The sequence below is a fragment of the Paenibacillus oralis genome, assembly GCF_003863965.1.
Taxonomy (GTDB): domain Bacteria; phylum Bacillota; class Bacilli; order Paenibacillales; family Paenibacillaceae; genus Fontibacillus; species Fontibacillus oralis.
Genome location: NZ_RRCN01000001.1, coordinates 4,851,843 through 4,866,380 on the forward strand (window position 1 = coordinate 4,851,843; position 14,538 = coordinate 4,866,380).

The following is a 14,538-nucleotide window of genomic DNA, read 5'->3' on the forward strand; positions in this document are numbered from 1 at the left end:
GCCGGTACAAATGTTAAAAATTTGCCGGAACAAGGATACGGTCCGCCATTTCTGAATACACATCTTCATGAACTAATGATCAAAGGGGATGAAGATGATTAACCACCTTATTTTGCCGGCAGGTCCGCCGCGGATTTCACAGAAGGACGCGGTCCGGATCCGCCACGACTATGAGCGGTTCAGCGAAACGGGGCTGCCGGAGCAGGTCGAACTCTATTTGCTCGAACAGTACGGACTGGATGTATCTTCGTTTTACGGGCCGCGCCCGATTAAAAATCCTTTCGGCAAAGCCTCGGGCCAACTCTCGCTCAGCGCGCACCAGGTCCAGTCCGATGCGGAAGCAGGCCTCGGCTTTGTCGTGCTCAAAACGGTCATCGCGGAGGACGAGCAGGGCGACCGCTCGATGAAGGAATGGGCCGTCAAAGAGACGCGGATGGAAGTGGGCCGGATCGTGGGCAAAGAAACGGGAGAACCGGGGTGGAACGTGACCTGGCACGGCCGGGGCTGGCACGGCAGTTTTAATGAATATTTGAGCTTCGTTCGGGAGGCGATCCAACTCGGGCGGGAGCGGGGAACCGTGGTCGTGCCGTCCTGCAAATACCATCTGCCTGCCGCGGCCGAGGATTTTCGGCTGGACGAATACCGCTATACAACGCGGTGCTTGGCGCAAGTCTGGAAGGAGGCCGGCGAACCCGGTCCGCTCCAGCTGGAGAAAGATTTCAGCCCGACCCTGGCTGGCTCGGACCTGGCCGCGGAGCGTCCGGCGATTATACGCTGGCTCAGAGAGGTGCCTAAGGCGATCCGGTCGGCGCTGCCGGACAGGGAAATCCGGCTGGGCATCAAGCTGATGAACACGCTGTTTGATGACGAGTTCCAATTGCAGACGATAAAGACGCTGGTGGAAGAAGGGGACGAGGGGGCGGATTATATCGTCTATGCGAACCGGCTGTATGACTCCGAACGGCAGGCTGCCGGCGGCGGCAAAGCCGGGGCGGCCTACGGCGGACCTGACCTTAGCGCGCGCAATCTGCGGATATTGTCCGGGCTGCGCAGGCTGGAGCTGGAAGGCGAGCTGCGATCCCCCGTGCCTGCTCTGTCGGGAACGGGCGACGTGCACTCCGGCAAAATGGCGCTGGAATACGCGCTGCGCGGCGTTTCGAGCCTGCAGATGCATACGTTGTTTCAGTTGCCGGGCGACGTCTACAGCATGAAGCGGGGCTCCAAAACGCAGCGTGCGCTGCATGAATTGTATTTCCATCCCGATGTAGGGTTGGTTGCTTGGCTGCTTCATCTGCGCGAAACGGGCGAAATCGCCGGCCGCGGCGGGACAGCTTCATTCTGCGAGGTGACGAACTGGTATCGGGATCGGGGACGATCTTTTTTTCTGGAGTCAAAAAATGTTAAAGGAAGGTTGTACGAATGAATAACACGGATGCCGTGAAAAACGCATGTGCTTGGGGGTTGATCCCCGCCGTGCCCGTACCCCGCTATTATACGGGACAAATCCATGCGAAAGCGCAGGAAGCCTACGCGCAGTATCTTTCGGAACAGCCGATTGCCGGCGCCGCCGTTTGGGCGCATACGGGCAGAGGGCTGCATTTGGATCGGCATGAGCGCAAGCAGGTGCTGGAGGTTTGGAAAGCCGCGCTGGGGGGACAAAAACTGCTGATCGCCGGGGTGGGAGCAATTCCCGACAACCGGCTGCTGGGGAACATGAAAATCCGCCAGTGGGAACGGGACAGCCTGGGCATGGCGGCCGATGCGATTCATTGGGGGGCCGACGCCCTGCTCGTGTTCCCGCCGGCGATTTTCAAGGAGTTGCCGCCCGGGGAGCGGGATGAGGCGATCGTGAGTTATCACTGCAAGCTGTCCCGATTCGGCTGCCCTTTGGTGCTTTTTTATTTGTACGACGAGGCCGGAGGCGTGTCGTATTCCGCAGAAGTGCTGCGGGAATTGCTAGCGCTGCCCCGGACGCTCGGCATCAAAGTGGCCACGCTCGACAGCGTCATGACACTGCAGGATGTGTCCACGCTGATTTCGGCCGAGTTTCCGGAGAAGCTGCTCATCACCGGCGAGGACCGGATGTTCGGATACTCGCTGATGCGCGGGGCCCGCAGCGCCCTGGTCGGATTGGGCGCCGCGTTCCCGGGCATTCAGCACGATTTGATGCAGGCGTTCGCAGAGGGGAATTTCGCAGCCTTCCTGGCGCTCTCCTCGCGCGTTGACGCTTATGCCGAACGTACGTTTATCCAGCCGCTGGACAAATACATCTTACGGATGCTGTGGTGCCTGGTACTATCCGGCGTCATTCCGGAGGAAGCCGCGCATGATATCGCCGGTTATGAAATGACCCGCGAGGAAATCGAAGCGCTCCGGCAGGTTATTGCGGATCAGGCGTTGTACTGAAGGACGCCCCGGACCACGCGGCGGTCGCGTTTCGCCGCTCATCGTAGGCGGACGCCCAATAGTAGCCGGGGGCCACGATCCGCTGCGGCCAGAAGCCGGCCTCGCCGGACGAAAAGGTCAACGCTTCGGAGCTTCCGGTGGCGAAGCCGTCGGCATCGGTCCGCATTTCGATGTATCTGCCGCCGCTTTGCGTAAACCGGCCGTATACGGCGGCGGTCACGCCATCGCCGGTATCCAGGTCGACGATGTGCAGCGATACCTCGGCGCGCGTCCCGTTAAAGACCACATCCATATCGCCGATGATCATCGGCCGCAGATACGTGGATGCCGTCGCACTTAAAGTTTCGGAGCTGGCGGGGCCGACATTTCCGCTGATATCCATGGCCGCAATTTTGTAGTAATAGGTCGTATCCGGCAGCAGGCCCGAATCCATGTAGGTTAAGTTCCGCGAGCTTCCGGCGAGACTGCTTTCATCCGGGGTAAAATCCGGCTCTGTGCTGCGGTAAATCAAATAATGTTCAATGTCGGAGTCGTCCGTGGCCCGGCCATAACTTAGGTTGATGCTTTGATAGTCGAACGCCGCCGCCGCCGGATGTCCGCTCAAAGCGGACGGGGGCGAGGTATCCTCCGGCGTGACGCGCCACAATTGGCCGTCCGGCCCCCAGACGGAAGGCAGCCAGCGGATGGAATCGTAGTGGTGCATGGCGATGCCCGCAAACGCGGGATTGCCATTGAACGCCGCGTACACTTTGTCGAGCTCCGCTTCCATGTAAGTCCTTCCCTCTTCGCGGAAGGTGATCGTTTCGGGATCGCCGCTGCTAGCGATGTCGAGCGTCTCCACGCCGATCACAACGGAGTTTGGCTTACCGATCGCATTGGCGTAGGCCAGTTCGCCTTGCGCCTGGGTGATGATGCCGGCGCTGCCGTCCGCGGTGTCGCGGTAATCCATGATCGAAATATAGTCGCTGATGTCCTGAACATGCTCGGACAGCCATTTCGTTTCGCCGTTCCACGTAATATCGCTGGAGCTGGCGCTGCTGTCGAACCAACGCGGGATGGCCGGCCCGAAGGGCAAGTCGATGCCGGCGGTGTCCCGGCGGCCGATCATTTTTTGCAGGACATCCAGGTATTGCAGCTGAACGGAGGGCTTTTCGGCTCCGAATTCGGGCAGGATATAAGGTTCAATGTCCACGTTGACGCCGTCAAAACGTTCGTCCGACGCGGAGGAGATGTTGTAGTTGATCACCTTTTCCATCTCGCGGATCGCATGCTCGTGATAAGGTGTAAGCGCTCCCAAATATGGAGGAGTCGTACCGCCGGCGATGCAGGCATGAACCTGGTAGCCGTTGTCGTGCGCCCACCGCACGAAATCGCGGACTTTTTCCGGATATTCCTCAAGGATGTCGACCCCGCCATAGGGGAACACGCCGATATAAAAAGTGGTGATCGGATCCGAATCGAAGGTGGAGGTGTCGTCGGCAAACGCTTTTAGCGCGGTCCGCGAACCCGGATTAAGGAACAGGTTGTAGGCCGCTTTTTCCCAAATCCACATGGCCCGATCCTGTTTTGCAAGCGTAATATCCTCGTGCGTTCCGCTGCCGGTGGAAGCATAGACGGTTAAGCTGCGGCCGATGTTCCCCCGCGAATCGACGGCCCTGGCCTCAATGCTGGAGGTTTTGTTGCCGAGGCCTTTTGTGTTCCAGTTGTACTTGTATACTTTTCCGGATTTTCCCGCCCGTTTCCACGCACCTCCGTTAATTCTCACCTCCACTTTCGTCAACGGGTTTGGGGAGGCAACGGAGACTTGAACCGTCGTGCCGGAACCTTTGACCTTCTCCCCGTCGCGCGGGCTGATAATGGTCACGACCGGCTTCACCGCGTTCGGGTTGTTTACGGTGATGACGGCAGGGGCGCTGGTCACGCCATAACGGGTAGTGCTGTTCGTTCCTTTGGCGACCAGAGTGATCTCCCCGTCATACCGGCTTGTGTCCAGTTCGGCAGACCATGTGCCCGATTCCGCGCCGCTTTCCCCTTCCATCCGGGTATCGAGCTGCTCGGTGCCGTTGACGATCAGTTTGATGGCGTAAGCTTCGCTATAACGGCCGGATACGGTGATCGTCCCGACTTCCACATCCTCGCCGTCCGCAGGCGTGTCGATGGTCAAGGAGGACTCGGCCGATGCGGCGGGAAGCGAAGCCAGGGGCCATAGGGGAAGCAATGCCGCGGCCAGTAGCGCGATGCAGAGCCTAAACAACCAACAGGAAACGCCGCCATTCCGCTTCAAACGATGAGCTAACATCTTCATCTCCCTCACTTTCACGCGGATGAGCACCCGCCGATTTTTTCTCATTGTAGCGGCAATACTTGGAAAGGGAAATATCCGTATATCGTCCTTTAAAGGGAGCTTGTTTTGGGGGTGGTGGGGGAAGTGGGGTTGCGGTTTGGCTGATTGGAAAAATCTAATCAACGATGCTATTTGGTGATAGCCTTCCAATTCTATTGGATAATTCCAATGTAGGTTGGGCACCGGTACGTTTTTTGGCAGAGAATGCCTATTAAAGATGCTATACTAGGATTATCCGGCGAATAAAGGAGTTATATATGACACTTAAAGAGACACTTCAACACTTTCTACAACAACATTATCCAGGTGCCTATCAAGTAAATACGGAACAAGTTGATTTTTCGGCGTCCGAGCGGGAGTTGGGGTTTACGCTTCATCCGGAACTGAAAGAATATTACGGGGGTTTTTATTTTGAGGAGCTGGAAGGGGTTATCGATGCGTCCCAGGTGCCGCCCACGGATCAATGGGGGAACTGGTTTGAATTCAATAAAGAATTTAAGCTCCATATCGCGCTTCAGGGCTTGGACCAAAGCCAGGCAATTAGTGAACAGCTCATGTATAACTACACCGCATGGACCGGCGGAAATGACTTTGGACAGCGGATCTGGATCGGTTCCATCTATGCGAATATCGGCGAAATTTTGCTGGTTTTCAACAATCAAATGGGGGCGGTTGAATGGATTGACACGGAATACGGAAATTTTGGCGATTTGGAGCAAGATCCCAATGGCGTGCTGACCCATTCCATCACCGCATTAATACAGGCGTTAGAAGCCATAAAGCTCTAGGATCTGGATACCTGCAAAAGCGGATGCGAAGAACCGCTGAATGCGTTTCGGAATTTCATTCCCATCAAAGTGTATCCGTGTTAAGATATATGAAAATTCTGGAAAGTAAAAAGGAGGAACATCCCTTGGACGTAAATCAAGTCTATTTGGAAAGTGTGGAGAAGCTATTTCTGTACTATAAAACGCTGGGAGAAAAAGCGATGGATCAATTGGAACCTGACCAATGGTTCGTCGCTTTTAACGAGGATTCCAACAGCATTGCCACGATCGTAAAGCACTTGTGGGGAAACATGCTTTCGCGCTGGACCGATTTTCTTACGTCTGACGGGGAGAAACCTTGGCGCAACCGCGATGTCGAGTTTGAAAATGACATCCTAAGCCAAGAGGAACTGCTGCAAAAATGGAATGAAGGCTGGGATTGCTTGCTGAGCGCGATTCGTTCCCTCCGTCCGGATCAATTGACGCAAGTTATTTATATCCGCAATGAAGGGCACACCGTTATGGATGCGATCAACAGGCAGCTGGCGCATTACCCTTACCATGTCGGGCAGATCATTTATGCTGCCAAGATCCTGAAGAAAACGGACTGGGACAGCTTGTCCATCCCAAAAAAACGCTCCAATCAATATAATGAGACAAAATTTTCCCAAGACAAGGCCGTCAAAAACTTTACCGACGATGAACTGAAGCGCTTGAAGTAAGGGGGGAAAGCCACACTCATGGTCACTGATTTCAATCAACTTCGCCAAATCGCGCAAACCATCGTCACAATCCCTCCTCACTACCGGCTGGAGATGGAGGACAGCGTTCCCCAGGAGGAAGAGCGGGAACGTTGTTTTATTTGGGAGGATCCCGGCGATGAGGAGCAGCAAATTGAAGTCTCTCTGGATATCGCCACAGGGATTCTTACCCGGCTAAGTATAAACGGGCCGGAAGAGGACCACGGGACGGAAGCCGAAAGCCTTATGGCGGATGAAGATAAGCTTAAGCTGGCGAAAAAGGCCGCGGATGCCTTTGTAGCCGAATATCATCCCGAGCCTGACAAACTGACCATTTGCGAAACGATGAAAAGACGAATTCCGCATACGTTCGCCTATCGCCAGGAGGCCGGGGGCTTGCCGCTTCCGGACACGGGGTGTGAGCTGACGGTGGATCACCGCTTCAACGTCACGCGTTATCGGCTGGAAAGCCGGTTGGACAAGGCGATTCCTATACCGGATTGGCCCAATGCCATTACGCCTGAAGCGCAAATTTTAGAGGAACTCAAACAATGTCTGCGGATGAAGCCCATTATTTTGAACCTGCATCCTTCCATCTATGAAATGAAAGGCACCGAACCGGAAGACCGGCTTGTTTATGAGCCGGAGCCGGACCATGCCCTGATCGACGCGACCACCGGCCGCGACCTGTTCGGGCCTGATCATTATGTTTTGCCGCCGAGCCGCCCGCTATCTTCGAATGAGAACATAACGCAAGCGCCGCCTCTTTCGGAAGAGTCCTGGGAGCAGCGGCTGGGTATCGACATGAACCGTTATGTCCTGGAGAAATCTTCGGACGATGGGGAAAGAGTGAAGCGGATTTATCAGCTTAAGACGCAAGAGGAAGAGGAGAATGAACGGGAACGGGATCCACTGTCGGCGGAAGGTTATATGGAGCGGAAATGGGGAGACAAGCTGCGCTTTTTCCGCAAAACTTCGATTATGGTGCAGGTGGAGAAATCGACGGGACGGCTGGCAGGTTACCACCATACGGGCTGTGGCGAAGAAGGAAGTCCCGCGTTCAGCCGAGCCGAATGCTGGGAAGTGGCGGAACGGTTTTTACGGATGGTTTTCCCGGATTATACGAAGTATCTCCAACTGCAAATCGATGCCGAGGACGAGGGGGAAGAGGAGCGCTCCAGGGAATTTTTTTACCTGCCGGTTTATATCCATGGTGTCCCCGTCCATCTCGAACGGGTAACGATCAGCGTGTGCACTGCTACCGGAACCGTTTGCATGTATATGGGGACTTCTTATGAAATGATCGAGGCTCTCGCTTCACGGCAATTCCATCCGGCGATTACGCCTGAACAGGCCTTCGAGTTATATGCCGGGCAACTGAAACTTCGCCTGAAGTGGTTTTTGGATCGTGATCAAGCGCTGCCGGAGTACCGGCTTGTGTATCAATCCGATACTGCGGTGACGAATAGCCTTGGGAAAAAGCGACGCCTCGCTTTTATCGACGCGGTGACCGGGGAGTTTATTTTGCGGAAGGAATAGGCAGGAAGTTCGGCTCAACCTAGAAATCGGCGCTTGACAGCCGGCTGCTGGAACGACGACCCGTCGGCTGGACTAACCGTGGCAGGACCAACCGTCGGCAGGACCTTCAAAATAGCGGTACTTTATGTACTTATTATCCGGAATTAATCATATTGGTTCCCGTTAGCGGCATTTTTTGTACTTATTTTCCTACGAATGGTCCGGAACGCGGGCATTTCCTTGTGATTCGAGAAAATAACGACATTATTTTCCTCTATTTCACTCAAATGGATGGATATCGGTGAAATAAAGCCATTTTTTGTTCTTATATTCTTCGTTTCAGGCATACGATCAACTTAAATAAGGAGCGATAATGGATGAAATATTTTAAAAAAATGGAAGCGGACAGGCTGTATTTGTCCCCGGTAAATCCGGAGGATATAGAAATATACACAAAGTGGATCAATAACTTATCTTTGTCTTTGAAAATAGGTTCTCCCGCCGAAGTGTTCAGTTTGCCGCGGGAAAAAAGCGTACTCGAAAATATAGCCCGGGAAGGGCAAAATTTTGCGATTGTGTTGAAAAATAATGACGAACTGATCGGGAATTGTTCTTTGTTTGCCATCGATCAGATTCGAAGAGTCGCGGAACTCGGTATTTTTGTCGGCGAAGATCGGTATAGAGGTATGGGCTACGGGGCGGAAGCCATCAAGCTGCTGTGCGAATACGGCTTTAAAATACTAAACTTAAACAACATCATGCTTCGGGTTTTCGAGTTTAACGAGCCGGCCATCAAGTGTTACGAAAAATCCGGGTTCCGCCTTTTTGGAAGAAGAAGCCGGAGCTATCTCGTTAACGGCAAAGCTTACGACGAATTGTATATGGAAATTTTGCAAGATGGGATAACCTCTCATTATCTGGACGCCGTACTGCCTTAAAAGGGGAGAAATAATTTATAAAAGAGGTGGACCATGCCCTGCTCATTGCCGTCGGAAACATTAATCCAACAAATCGTTTCATCCGAAAACGATTATATGTATGATCGGATGTTGGCCATTCAAAGCAAGCCGGGCAATCCCGAGGGAGTTGAACTCCGCCGGTTCGGCAACGCCTTGTGCATCTACAGCCGGACCATGCCCTGGCCTTCTTTTAATACCGTAAAAGGATTAACTGCTGCGGACGGGGAATTCATCGACCCGATCATTGAGTTTTACAAAACAAAAGGGCGGAAACCTCAATTCGAACTCGTCCCGTCGTTTGCGGATCAGCATGTACTTGCCCGTTTGGCCGAACGCGGATTTTTTCAGTCGGGATTTCACACCTCATTACACCTTTCCGAGCCCCAAACTCCCCATATCGACGAAATGGATGGAATCACCGTTAAAGAACTTCAGGAAGACGAGTTTATGACCTATGCCATGATTCATTGCCGGGGAACCGGGCTATCGGACGATGGCATACCTTACGTCGCCGAAAATAACAAAGTGCTTTATGGAAGGCCCGGCTGGAAATTTTATTTGGCCTATGTGAAGGAGGAGCCTGCCGCCGCCGGCGTGATGTATATCAAGGACAGCATAGCTTCGTTCACTTTTGCGGCCACTTTGCCGCAATTCCGGAATCGTGGCTTGCAGCAAAGGCTGTTGCATCGGCGGATCGCGGAGGCATCCCGCCAGGGGTGCAAGCTGGCCGTCGGCCAGTGCGCTTTTTTATCGCAAAGTCACAGAAACATGGAACGGGCCGGCATGAAAACCGCCTACGTCAGAACAAGCTGGACCGTACGATAAAACGGAAGGCGGGAGGAAGGAAGCGTTCATCGATTTAACGCACCTAAAAACGGGAAACCCGCCGCTTAACGCTCCCGGGCTTCCCGTTTTTCGTTCGGTTCAAGTACCGCCTAGCTCACTTTCGTAAACAACCATTTCTGCGCATCCGTTCCGTTGTCGGTGTACTGCTGAACCACCGCTCCGTCCGCCGTTGAGGAGCTGGACACGTCCATGACCAGGCCGCTGACTTTGGAAACCAGCTTATAGTAACCTCCGCCTACATCGACGATCTTCCACCGCTGGGCATCGGTTCCGTTATCGTTCCACTGCTGCAGCTGCACGCCGCTGGCCTTGCTTGAGCTCGGCACATCCAGTACTTTGCCGCTATGCACCGCCGTCAGTTTATAATAACCGTTGCCCATATGCTCTACCTTGAAGCGCTGGTTGGTTGCGGTGTAATTGGTCCACTGCTGCATTTTGGCCCCGTCCGCCATGGAGACGTCCGTCACGTCCAGCACTTTGCCGCTGGCTTTAGAGGTTAAAGTATAAACGGCGCCGCTTTCAATGTTGGATGAATTGCCAGAGGCTTGATATACCCGCACATAGTCAACCAGCATTTGCGACGGGAAGGGCGTCGAACCGTTCGGACTTCCGGGCCAATTGCCGCCGACCGCAAGATTCAGCAAGATGAAAAACGGCTTTTGGAATTCCTCGGTGTTCCCGGTTCCGTTTTCGATATAAAATTCATTGAATTGATTGCCGTCCACGAACCAGCGAATGTATTTGGAGTCCCATTCGATGCTGTACGTATGATATTGGGAAAAGTCCAGGTTCCCGGATGTCCGTCCATAATCCGCATGCCCGCCCGCATCCCAATGTACGGTGCCGTTTACGAACGGATTGTGGTTGACCCGTTCCATAATATCGATTTCCCCGCAATAAGGCCAGCCGACCGTGGAAATGTTGGAACCCAGCATCCAAAATGCCGGCCACAGCCCTTGTCCGGAGGGAAGTTTGATTTTGGCTTCCACTTTGCCGTAAGTAAAGTTTTTCAGCCCCTGGGTTTTGATGCGGGCCGAAGTGTAATTCATGCCGCCATAGGATTCCTTCTGCGCTGTGATGACCAGATTGCCGCCCGTCACCTGCAGGTTCTGCGGCCGGTTGGTGTAATACTGCAGCTCGTTGTTCCCCCAGCCTCCGCTGCCGGTGCCGATTTCGGCGGTCCAGTTGGCCGTATTCAGCGAGGAGCCGTTAAATTCGTCGCTCCAAACGAGTTTCCAATCGGTTGCGGCGGAAGCGCTGGGATTTGCAGCAGGAAAAAAAGACAGGATGAGAGTAAACAGCAGAAACAGGTAGAGCGGTTTGCCAAGCTTCAACATCATTTTCACTCCTTTTTAAAGTTTGTTCAAAAAACATCACTAAATGACAGCGTTATCATAAAATTACATTTCCATTATAAGGTGAGAAATGATATTTTTACAACTAAAATTTTCATATTTTCCAAAATAGGTTTATAGGATTCAGAAAATGGATGTATAATCATGGGAATAAGGTAGGAGGGGAAGCTATGAAATTCATCGTTTTGTTCGGGCCGCAGGCGGTGGGCAAGATGACCGTTGGACAGGAGCTGGCGAAAATCACGGGACTAAAACTGTTCCATAACCACATGACCATAGAATTGGTTTCCCAGTTCTTTGACTACGGCACGCCGGCCGGAAAAAGATTGGTCAGCTTATTCCGGCGGGAAATATTTGAAGAAGTGTCGAAAAGCGATCTTCCCGGGTTGATTTTTACATATGTGTGGGCGTTTAATCTACAGGAGGATTGGGATTACGTCCGGCAAATCAGCGATTTGTTCGAATCCAGGGGCGCGGAGGTGTATTGGGTTGAGCTTGAGGCGGATTTGGCCGCAAGGCTGGAACGAAACAAGGACCCGCACCGGCTGCAGCATAAACCTACGAAAAGAAACATTAAACGTTCCGAGCAAGATTTGTTGAAAACCATGGAAAAATACAGGCTGAACTCTAACGAAGGCGAGATCCGGAAAGAAAACTATATAAAAATCAACAATACTTTCCTAAGTCCAGAAGAAACCGCAAAGGCCATCCGGGAAAGGTTTAGGTTATAATGGAACAATAGGAGAAACCACGTGTACGAAACCGAATATTATGATGTTTTTACGCCGGACCGGATCAAGCTTGGCACGAAGATGAAGGAGCTTGTACAGGAAGCCTGAAGGGGGATTAGAGAAGTATTGTTGAGATCCGCGCGCGGCAAGGCCTTCATTTTGCTCATCGGTTATTCGCTGCTATTAATCTACTGGATGCTTTTTGGATTCGGCAGAGTGTCCCATAGTACGTATATGTATAATCTCAAGCCTTTTTCCACGATTGGCCTTTATCTTCGCTCGTATGATTTTATGTCCGGAATCTGGCTGGTCAATTTGATTGGAAATATCGGCGTCTTCGTTCCGTTCGGCATCCTGCTGCCTGTCGTTTTTCGAGGCAACCTGAGAAGGTCATGGGCCGTTTTTATAACCGGCGTTTTTGTGTTGGAGTCGCTCCAGCTTCTATTAAAAAAAGGCAGCTTTGACGTAGACGATTTTATTTTAAATGCGTTAGGTTTTGGACTGGGCTTGGGAATTTATAAAATCTGTGAATGGATAATTAAAAAAGGAGATTATCTTATGAACCCCTCTATTTCAATCAAACAAGCCGGTTCGGAGGATTTGGAGGAACTGGCTGTATTGTTTAACGAGTATCGTATCTTTTATGAGCAAGCTTCCGATGTGGAGGGGGCCACGCGGTTTTTGTCGGAACGGCTGTCCCGGAATGAATCTGTCGTATTTCTCGCCGTTGATGGGGCCGATCAAAAGCCGATTGGGTTCACGCAACTGTATCCGTCCTTCTCTTCGGTATCGATGAAGCGTTTGTGGGTTCTCAACGATCTTTACGTTCGGGAGGAGTACCGCAAACAGGGGGCGGGGAAGCTGCTGCTGGAAGCGGCTAGAACTCATGCGCTGCAGACAAACGCCAAAGGACTGGAGCTGTCCACGGCCATCACCAATGAGCGGGCCCAACGGCTTTACGAAAAAAAAGGATATATCAAGGATACGGAGTTTTATCACTACTTCTTAACTTTGCAGCCGGAGGTATAAAATGAAGATCGATTTCCCCGTCTCGGACAAGCTTCATTTGCGGCTAACGACACCCGAGGATATTGAATTCGTTCTTGCAGCCGAGCAGGATGCGCAGAACCGGCAATTCATCACCCTTTGGACGAAAGAGCGGCATCTCCAGGCCTTGGATCAAAAGGATTGCCTGCACCTCGTCATCGAGGATAAAAGCCGCCGTCCGGTTGGATTTGCGATGCTGTTTGGTATCGAAATCAGCAATCATAACATTGAACTGAGGAGAATCGTCATCGTCGATAAGGGCAAAGGATACGGAAAAGAAGCGCTGGAATTGGTTAAAACATTGGTTTTTACCGGCCTTGGGGCCCATCGGCTGTGGCTTGACGTGAAAGATTTCAATTTGCGGGCGCAGCATGTTTACGAATCGGCTGGTTTTCAAATCGAAGGGAAGCTGAGGGAATGCGTAAAGGTTAATGATCGATACGACTCTTTATTTGTCATGGGCATGCTGGATCGGGAATATTTCGGGCGGTCCTAAAAAATTCTGCGGGAGATGAGCGGCGTGGAGCATGGAGAGTTTGAGGAACTTTTTTTGAAAATTACGTATCACCGGATGTGTGATATGTATTGGCCGAAGTTTAAAATCGCCCTGGAAGGGGTGGAACGGGAAATTTTATGGCATGAACCTTACCCGGCGGGAAATACGCTGGGAGGGATCGTTTTGCATGTGTGCGAGCACATCGCCAGAAGCTGCTTAAGGCTGCAAAATTTAGAGCGGCAATTGAAACCTGGGTTTGAGAATTACTTTCCGGCCAACGGGCAGACGGCGGAAGAACTGCTTGCTTTGTTCGAAGCCCAACTGGATGATTGGAAGCTGCTGCTGATGAAATACTTAAGCCGCGAACTGCCCGTCAATCGGGAGCAAATTCACCAGCTGTATCATTTGGCCGAACATACCGGCTATCATCTCGGGCAGGTGCTGGATCGGGTTCAAGCCGCGACCGGCAGAAAGTTTTCTTTTACCCGAAACGGTCTGAACGAGGCTAACTTGCGGGAAAAAATCGACGCTAAAGTGTGAAACAGTAAGGCCCGGAAAGTTGAACAAAGAGGAGAACGTTCATGTTATCGACGCGGAAAGTTATCGTTACCGGCGCTGCCTCTGGCATCGGAAAAGAAATCACCCTGCAATGTTTACGGGAAGGAGCCTCCGTCATCGCATGCGATTTAAATGAGGAGCGGCTGCGCGAGTTGGCGCGGACTGCCGATTCCCCGAACTTGTTTACGTATAGGGTGAATGTAAGCCATTATGAAGAAGTAGCCTCGTTGTTTGCGGCTTTGGACGAAGAGCATAGCAGTATCGACGGGTTAGTGAATAACGCGGGAATTTATCTTGGAAAAAGCATCCTGGACTATAAGCAAGAGGAGATCGATAGCGTACTTGATGTGAATGTCAAAGGAGCTGTGTATTTTTCACAATTTTTTGGAAAAAGAAGGCTTGAACAGCGTAAGCAGGGGGTTATCGTCAACATGTCTTCCGTCTCTGGCCAGGAAGGAAGCTCTGACGCCGTTTATGGACTTTCGAAGGCGGCTATTTTGGGACTTACCAAAAGCTGTGCCATGAATTTTGCCCCTTATGTCCGCGTCAATGCGGTCGCGCCCACCATGGTGGACACGGCGATGATGGAGCGTATTCCGGAATGGCGGAAACGGGAGTATGTCAGTCATCAATTGGTAAACCAACCGCTGACGGCGGAAGACGTGGCCCATACCGTGATCTTTTTGTTGTCCGATAAAGCACGGCATTATACCGGAGCGACGTTTGATATTAATAGCGGCTGCTATTTAAGATAAACGTGAAGATAGTGAG

The 14,538-nt window shown here is 52.2% G+C and carries 14 protein-coding genes; 12 read left to right on the forward strand and 2 right to left on the reverse strand.

All coding sequences use genetic code 11. From position 1 onward, the window contains the following. Positions 1 to 94 precede the first annotated feature (94 nt). Positions 95 to 1,423, forward strand: coding sequence for a beta/alpha barrel domain-containing protein (locus EHV15_RS21620; protein WP_128633034.1), 1,329 nt, complete (start codon positions 95 to 97; stop codon positions 1,421 to 1,423). Next, complete coding sequence (locus tag EHV15_RS21625) at positions 1,420 to 2,406, forward strand: dihydrodipicolinate synthase family protein (RefSeq protein ID WP_128633035.1); 987 nt, start codon at positions 1,420 to 1,422, stop codon at positions 2,404 to 2,406. The genes EHV15_RS21620 and EHV15_RS21625 overlap by 4 nt, the downstream gene beginning before the upstream one ends. Here the strand turns inward: EHV15_RS21625 and EHV15_RS21630 are convergent. Continuing rightward, complete coding sequence (locus tag EHV15_RS21630) at positions 2,381 to 4,705, reverse strand: Ig-like domain-containing protein (RefSeq protein ID WP_178075926.1); 2,325 nt, start codon at positions 4,703 to 4,705, stop codon at positions 2,381 to 2,383. The two genes, EHV15_RS21625 and EHV15_RS21630, sit on opposite strands and share 26 nt — an antisense overlap. Positions 4,706 to 5,007: 302 nt before the next feature. Here EHV15_RS21630 and EHV15_RS21635 point away from each other — a divergent pair, with 302 nt between their 5' ends. From EHV15_RS21635 to EHV15_RS21655, 5 genes are all read left to right on the forward strand, one after another. Next, positions 5,008 to 5,538: a hypothetical protein gene (locus tag EHV15_RS21635; protein WP_128633036.1), complete on the forward strand. Its 531-nt coding sequence runs from the start codon at positions 5,008 to 5,010 to the stop codon at positions 5,536 to 5,538. A gap of 125 nt (positions 5,539 to 5,663) precedes the next feature. Next, on the forward strand, positions 5,664 to 6,239 hold the full coding sequence (locus EHV15_RS21640) for a DUF1572 family protein (RefSeq protein WP_128633037.1): 576 nt from the start codon (positions 5,664 to 5,666) through the stop codon (positions 6,237 to 6,239). A gap of 18 nt (positions 6,240 to 6,257) precedes the next feature. Beyond that, positions 6,258 to 7,796, forward strand: a complete 1,539-nt coding sequence (locus EHV15_RS21645; RefSeq protein ID WP_128633038.1) for a YcdB/YcdC domain-containing protein — start codon at positions 6,258 to 6,260, stop codon at positions 7,794 to 7,796. 356 nt (positions 7,797 to 8,152) lie between these two features. Beyond that, the gene (locus EHV15_RS21650; RefSeq protein ID WP_128633039.1) at positions 8,153 to 8,713 is read left to right on the forward strand and encodes a GNAT family N-acetyltransferase; all 561 of its coding nucleotides are present in this window, start codon (positions 8,153 to 8,155) and stop codon (positions 8,711 to 8,713) included. 33 nt (positions 8,714 to 8,746) lie between these two features. Beyond that, a complete protein-coding gene (locus tag EHV15_RS21655; RefSeq protein ID WP_128633040.1) occupies positions 8,747 to 9,559 on the forward strand; it encodes a GNAT family N-acetyltransferase in 813 nt (270 codons plus the stop codon). 110 nt (positions 9,560 to 9,669) lie between these two features. Here the strand turns inward: EHV15_RS21655 and EHV15_RS21660 are convergent, their stop codons facing one another. Continuing rightward, on the reverse strand, positions 9,670 to 10,917 hold the full coding sequence (locus tag EHV15_RS21660; protein WP_128635467.1) for an RICIN domain-containing protein: 1,248 nt from the start codon (positions 10,915 to 10,917) through the stop codon (positions 9,670 to 9,672). A gap of 188 nt (positions 10,918 to 11,105) precedes the next feature. Between EHV15_RS21660 and EHV15_RS21665 the strand changes: the two genes are divergently transcribed. The 5 genes from EHV15_RS21665 (at position 11,106) to EHV15_RS21690 (ending at position 14,522) form a co-directional block, all read left to right on the forward strand. Next, positions 11,106 to 11,666: a DEAD/DEAH box helicase family protein gene (locus EHV15_RS21665; protein WP_128633041.1), complete on the forward strand. Its 561-nt coding sequence runs from the start codon at positions 11,106 to 11,108 to the stop codon at positions 11,664 to 11,666. Between the two features lie 126 nt (positions 11,667 to 11,792). After that, positions 11,793 to 12,695 carry a GNAT family N-acetyltransferase gene (locus tag EHV15_RS38085; protein ID WP_342774029.1) on the forward strand — a complete coding sequence of 301 codons (903 nt, stop codon included), beginning with the start codon at positions 11,793 to 11,795 and terminating at the stop codon, positions 12,693 to 12,695. Between the two features lies 1 nt (position 12,696). Beyond that, complete coding sequence (locus tag EHV15_RS21680) at positions 12,697 to 13,209, forward strand: GNAT family N-acetyltransferase (RefSeq protein WP_128633042.1); 513 nt, start codon at positions 12,697 to 12,699, stop codon at positions 13,207 to 13,209. 24 nt (positions 13,210 to 13,233) lie between these two features. Further along, positions 13,234 to 13,749, forward strand: coding sequence for a DinB family protein (locus tag EHV15_RS21685; RefSeq protein ID WP_128633043.1), 516 nt, complete (start codon positions 13,234 to 13,236; stop codon positions 13,747 to 13,749). Positions 13,750 to 13,790: 41 nt separating this feature from the next. Further along, positions 13,791 to 14,522 (forward strand): SDR family NAD(P)-dependent oxidoreductase, encoded by a 732-nt coding sequence (locus EHV15_RS21690; RefSeq protein WP_128633044.1) that lies wholly within the window; start codon positions 13,791 to 13,793, stop codon positions 14,520 to 14,522. The last annotated feature ends 16 nt before the right edge of the window (positions 14,523 to 14,538 follow it).

What these genes read in the sequence shown, in the direction of transcription:
- EHV15_RS21645 (WP_128633038.1), top strand. Translation starts at nt 6,258, where the DNA reads ATGGTCACTGATTTCAATCAACTTCGCCAAATCGCGCAAACCATCGTC.
- EHV15_RS21625 (WP_128633035.1), top strand. Translation starts at nt 1,420, where the DNA reads ATGAATAACACGGATGCCGTGAAAAACGCATGTGCTTGGGGGTTGATC.
- EHV15_RS21650 (WP_128633039.1), top strand. Translation starts at nt 8,153, where the DNA reads ATGAAATATTTTAAAAAAATGGAAGCGGACAGGCTGTATTTGTCCCCG.
- EHV15_RS21630 (WP_178075926.1), bottom strand. Translation starts at nt 4,705, where the DNA reads ATGTTAGCTCATCGTTTGAAGCGGAATGGCGGCGTTTCCTGTTGGTTG.
- EHV15_RS21680 (WP_128633042.1), top strand. Translation starts at nt 12,697, where the DNA reads ATGAAGATCGATTTCCCCGTCTCGGACAAGCTTCATTTGCGGCTAACG.
- EHV15_RS21635 (WP_128633036.1), top strand. Translation starts at nt 5,008, where the DNA reads ATGACACTTAAAGAGACACTTCAACACTTTCTACAACAACATTATCCA.
- EHV15_RS21665 (WP_128633041.1), top strand. Translation starts at nt 11,106, where the DNA reads ATGAAATTCATCGTTTTGTTCGGGCCGCAGGCGGTGGGCAAGATGACC.
- EHV15_RS21620 (WP_128633034.1), top strand. Translation starts at nt 95, where the DNA reads ATGATTAACCACCTTATTTTGCCGGCAGGTCCGCCGCGGATTTCACAG.
- EHV15_RS21660 (WP_128635467.1), bottom strand. Translation starts at nt 10,917, where the DNA reads ATGTTGAAGCTTGGCAAACCGCTCTACCTGTTTCTGCTGTTTACTCTC.
- EHV15_RS21655 (WP_128633040.1), top strand. Translation starts at nt 8,747, where the DNA reads ATGCCCTGCTCATTGCCGTCGGAAACATTAATCCAACAAATCGTTTCA.
- EHV15_RS21690 (WP_128633044.1), top strand. Translation starts at nt 13,791, where the DNA reads ATGTTATCGACGCGGAAAGTTATCGTTACCGGCGCTGCCTCTGGCATC.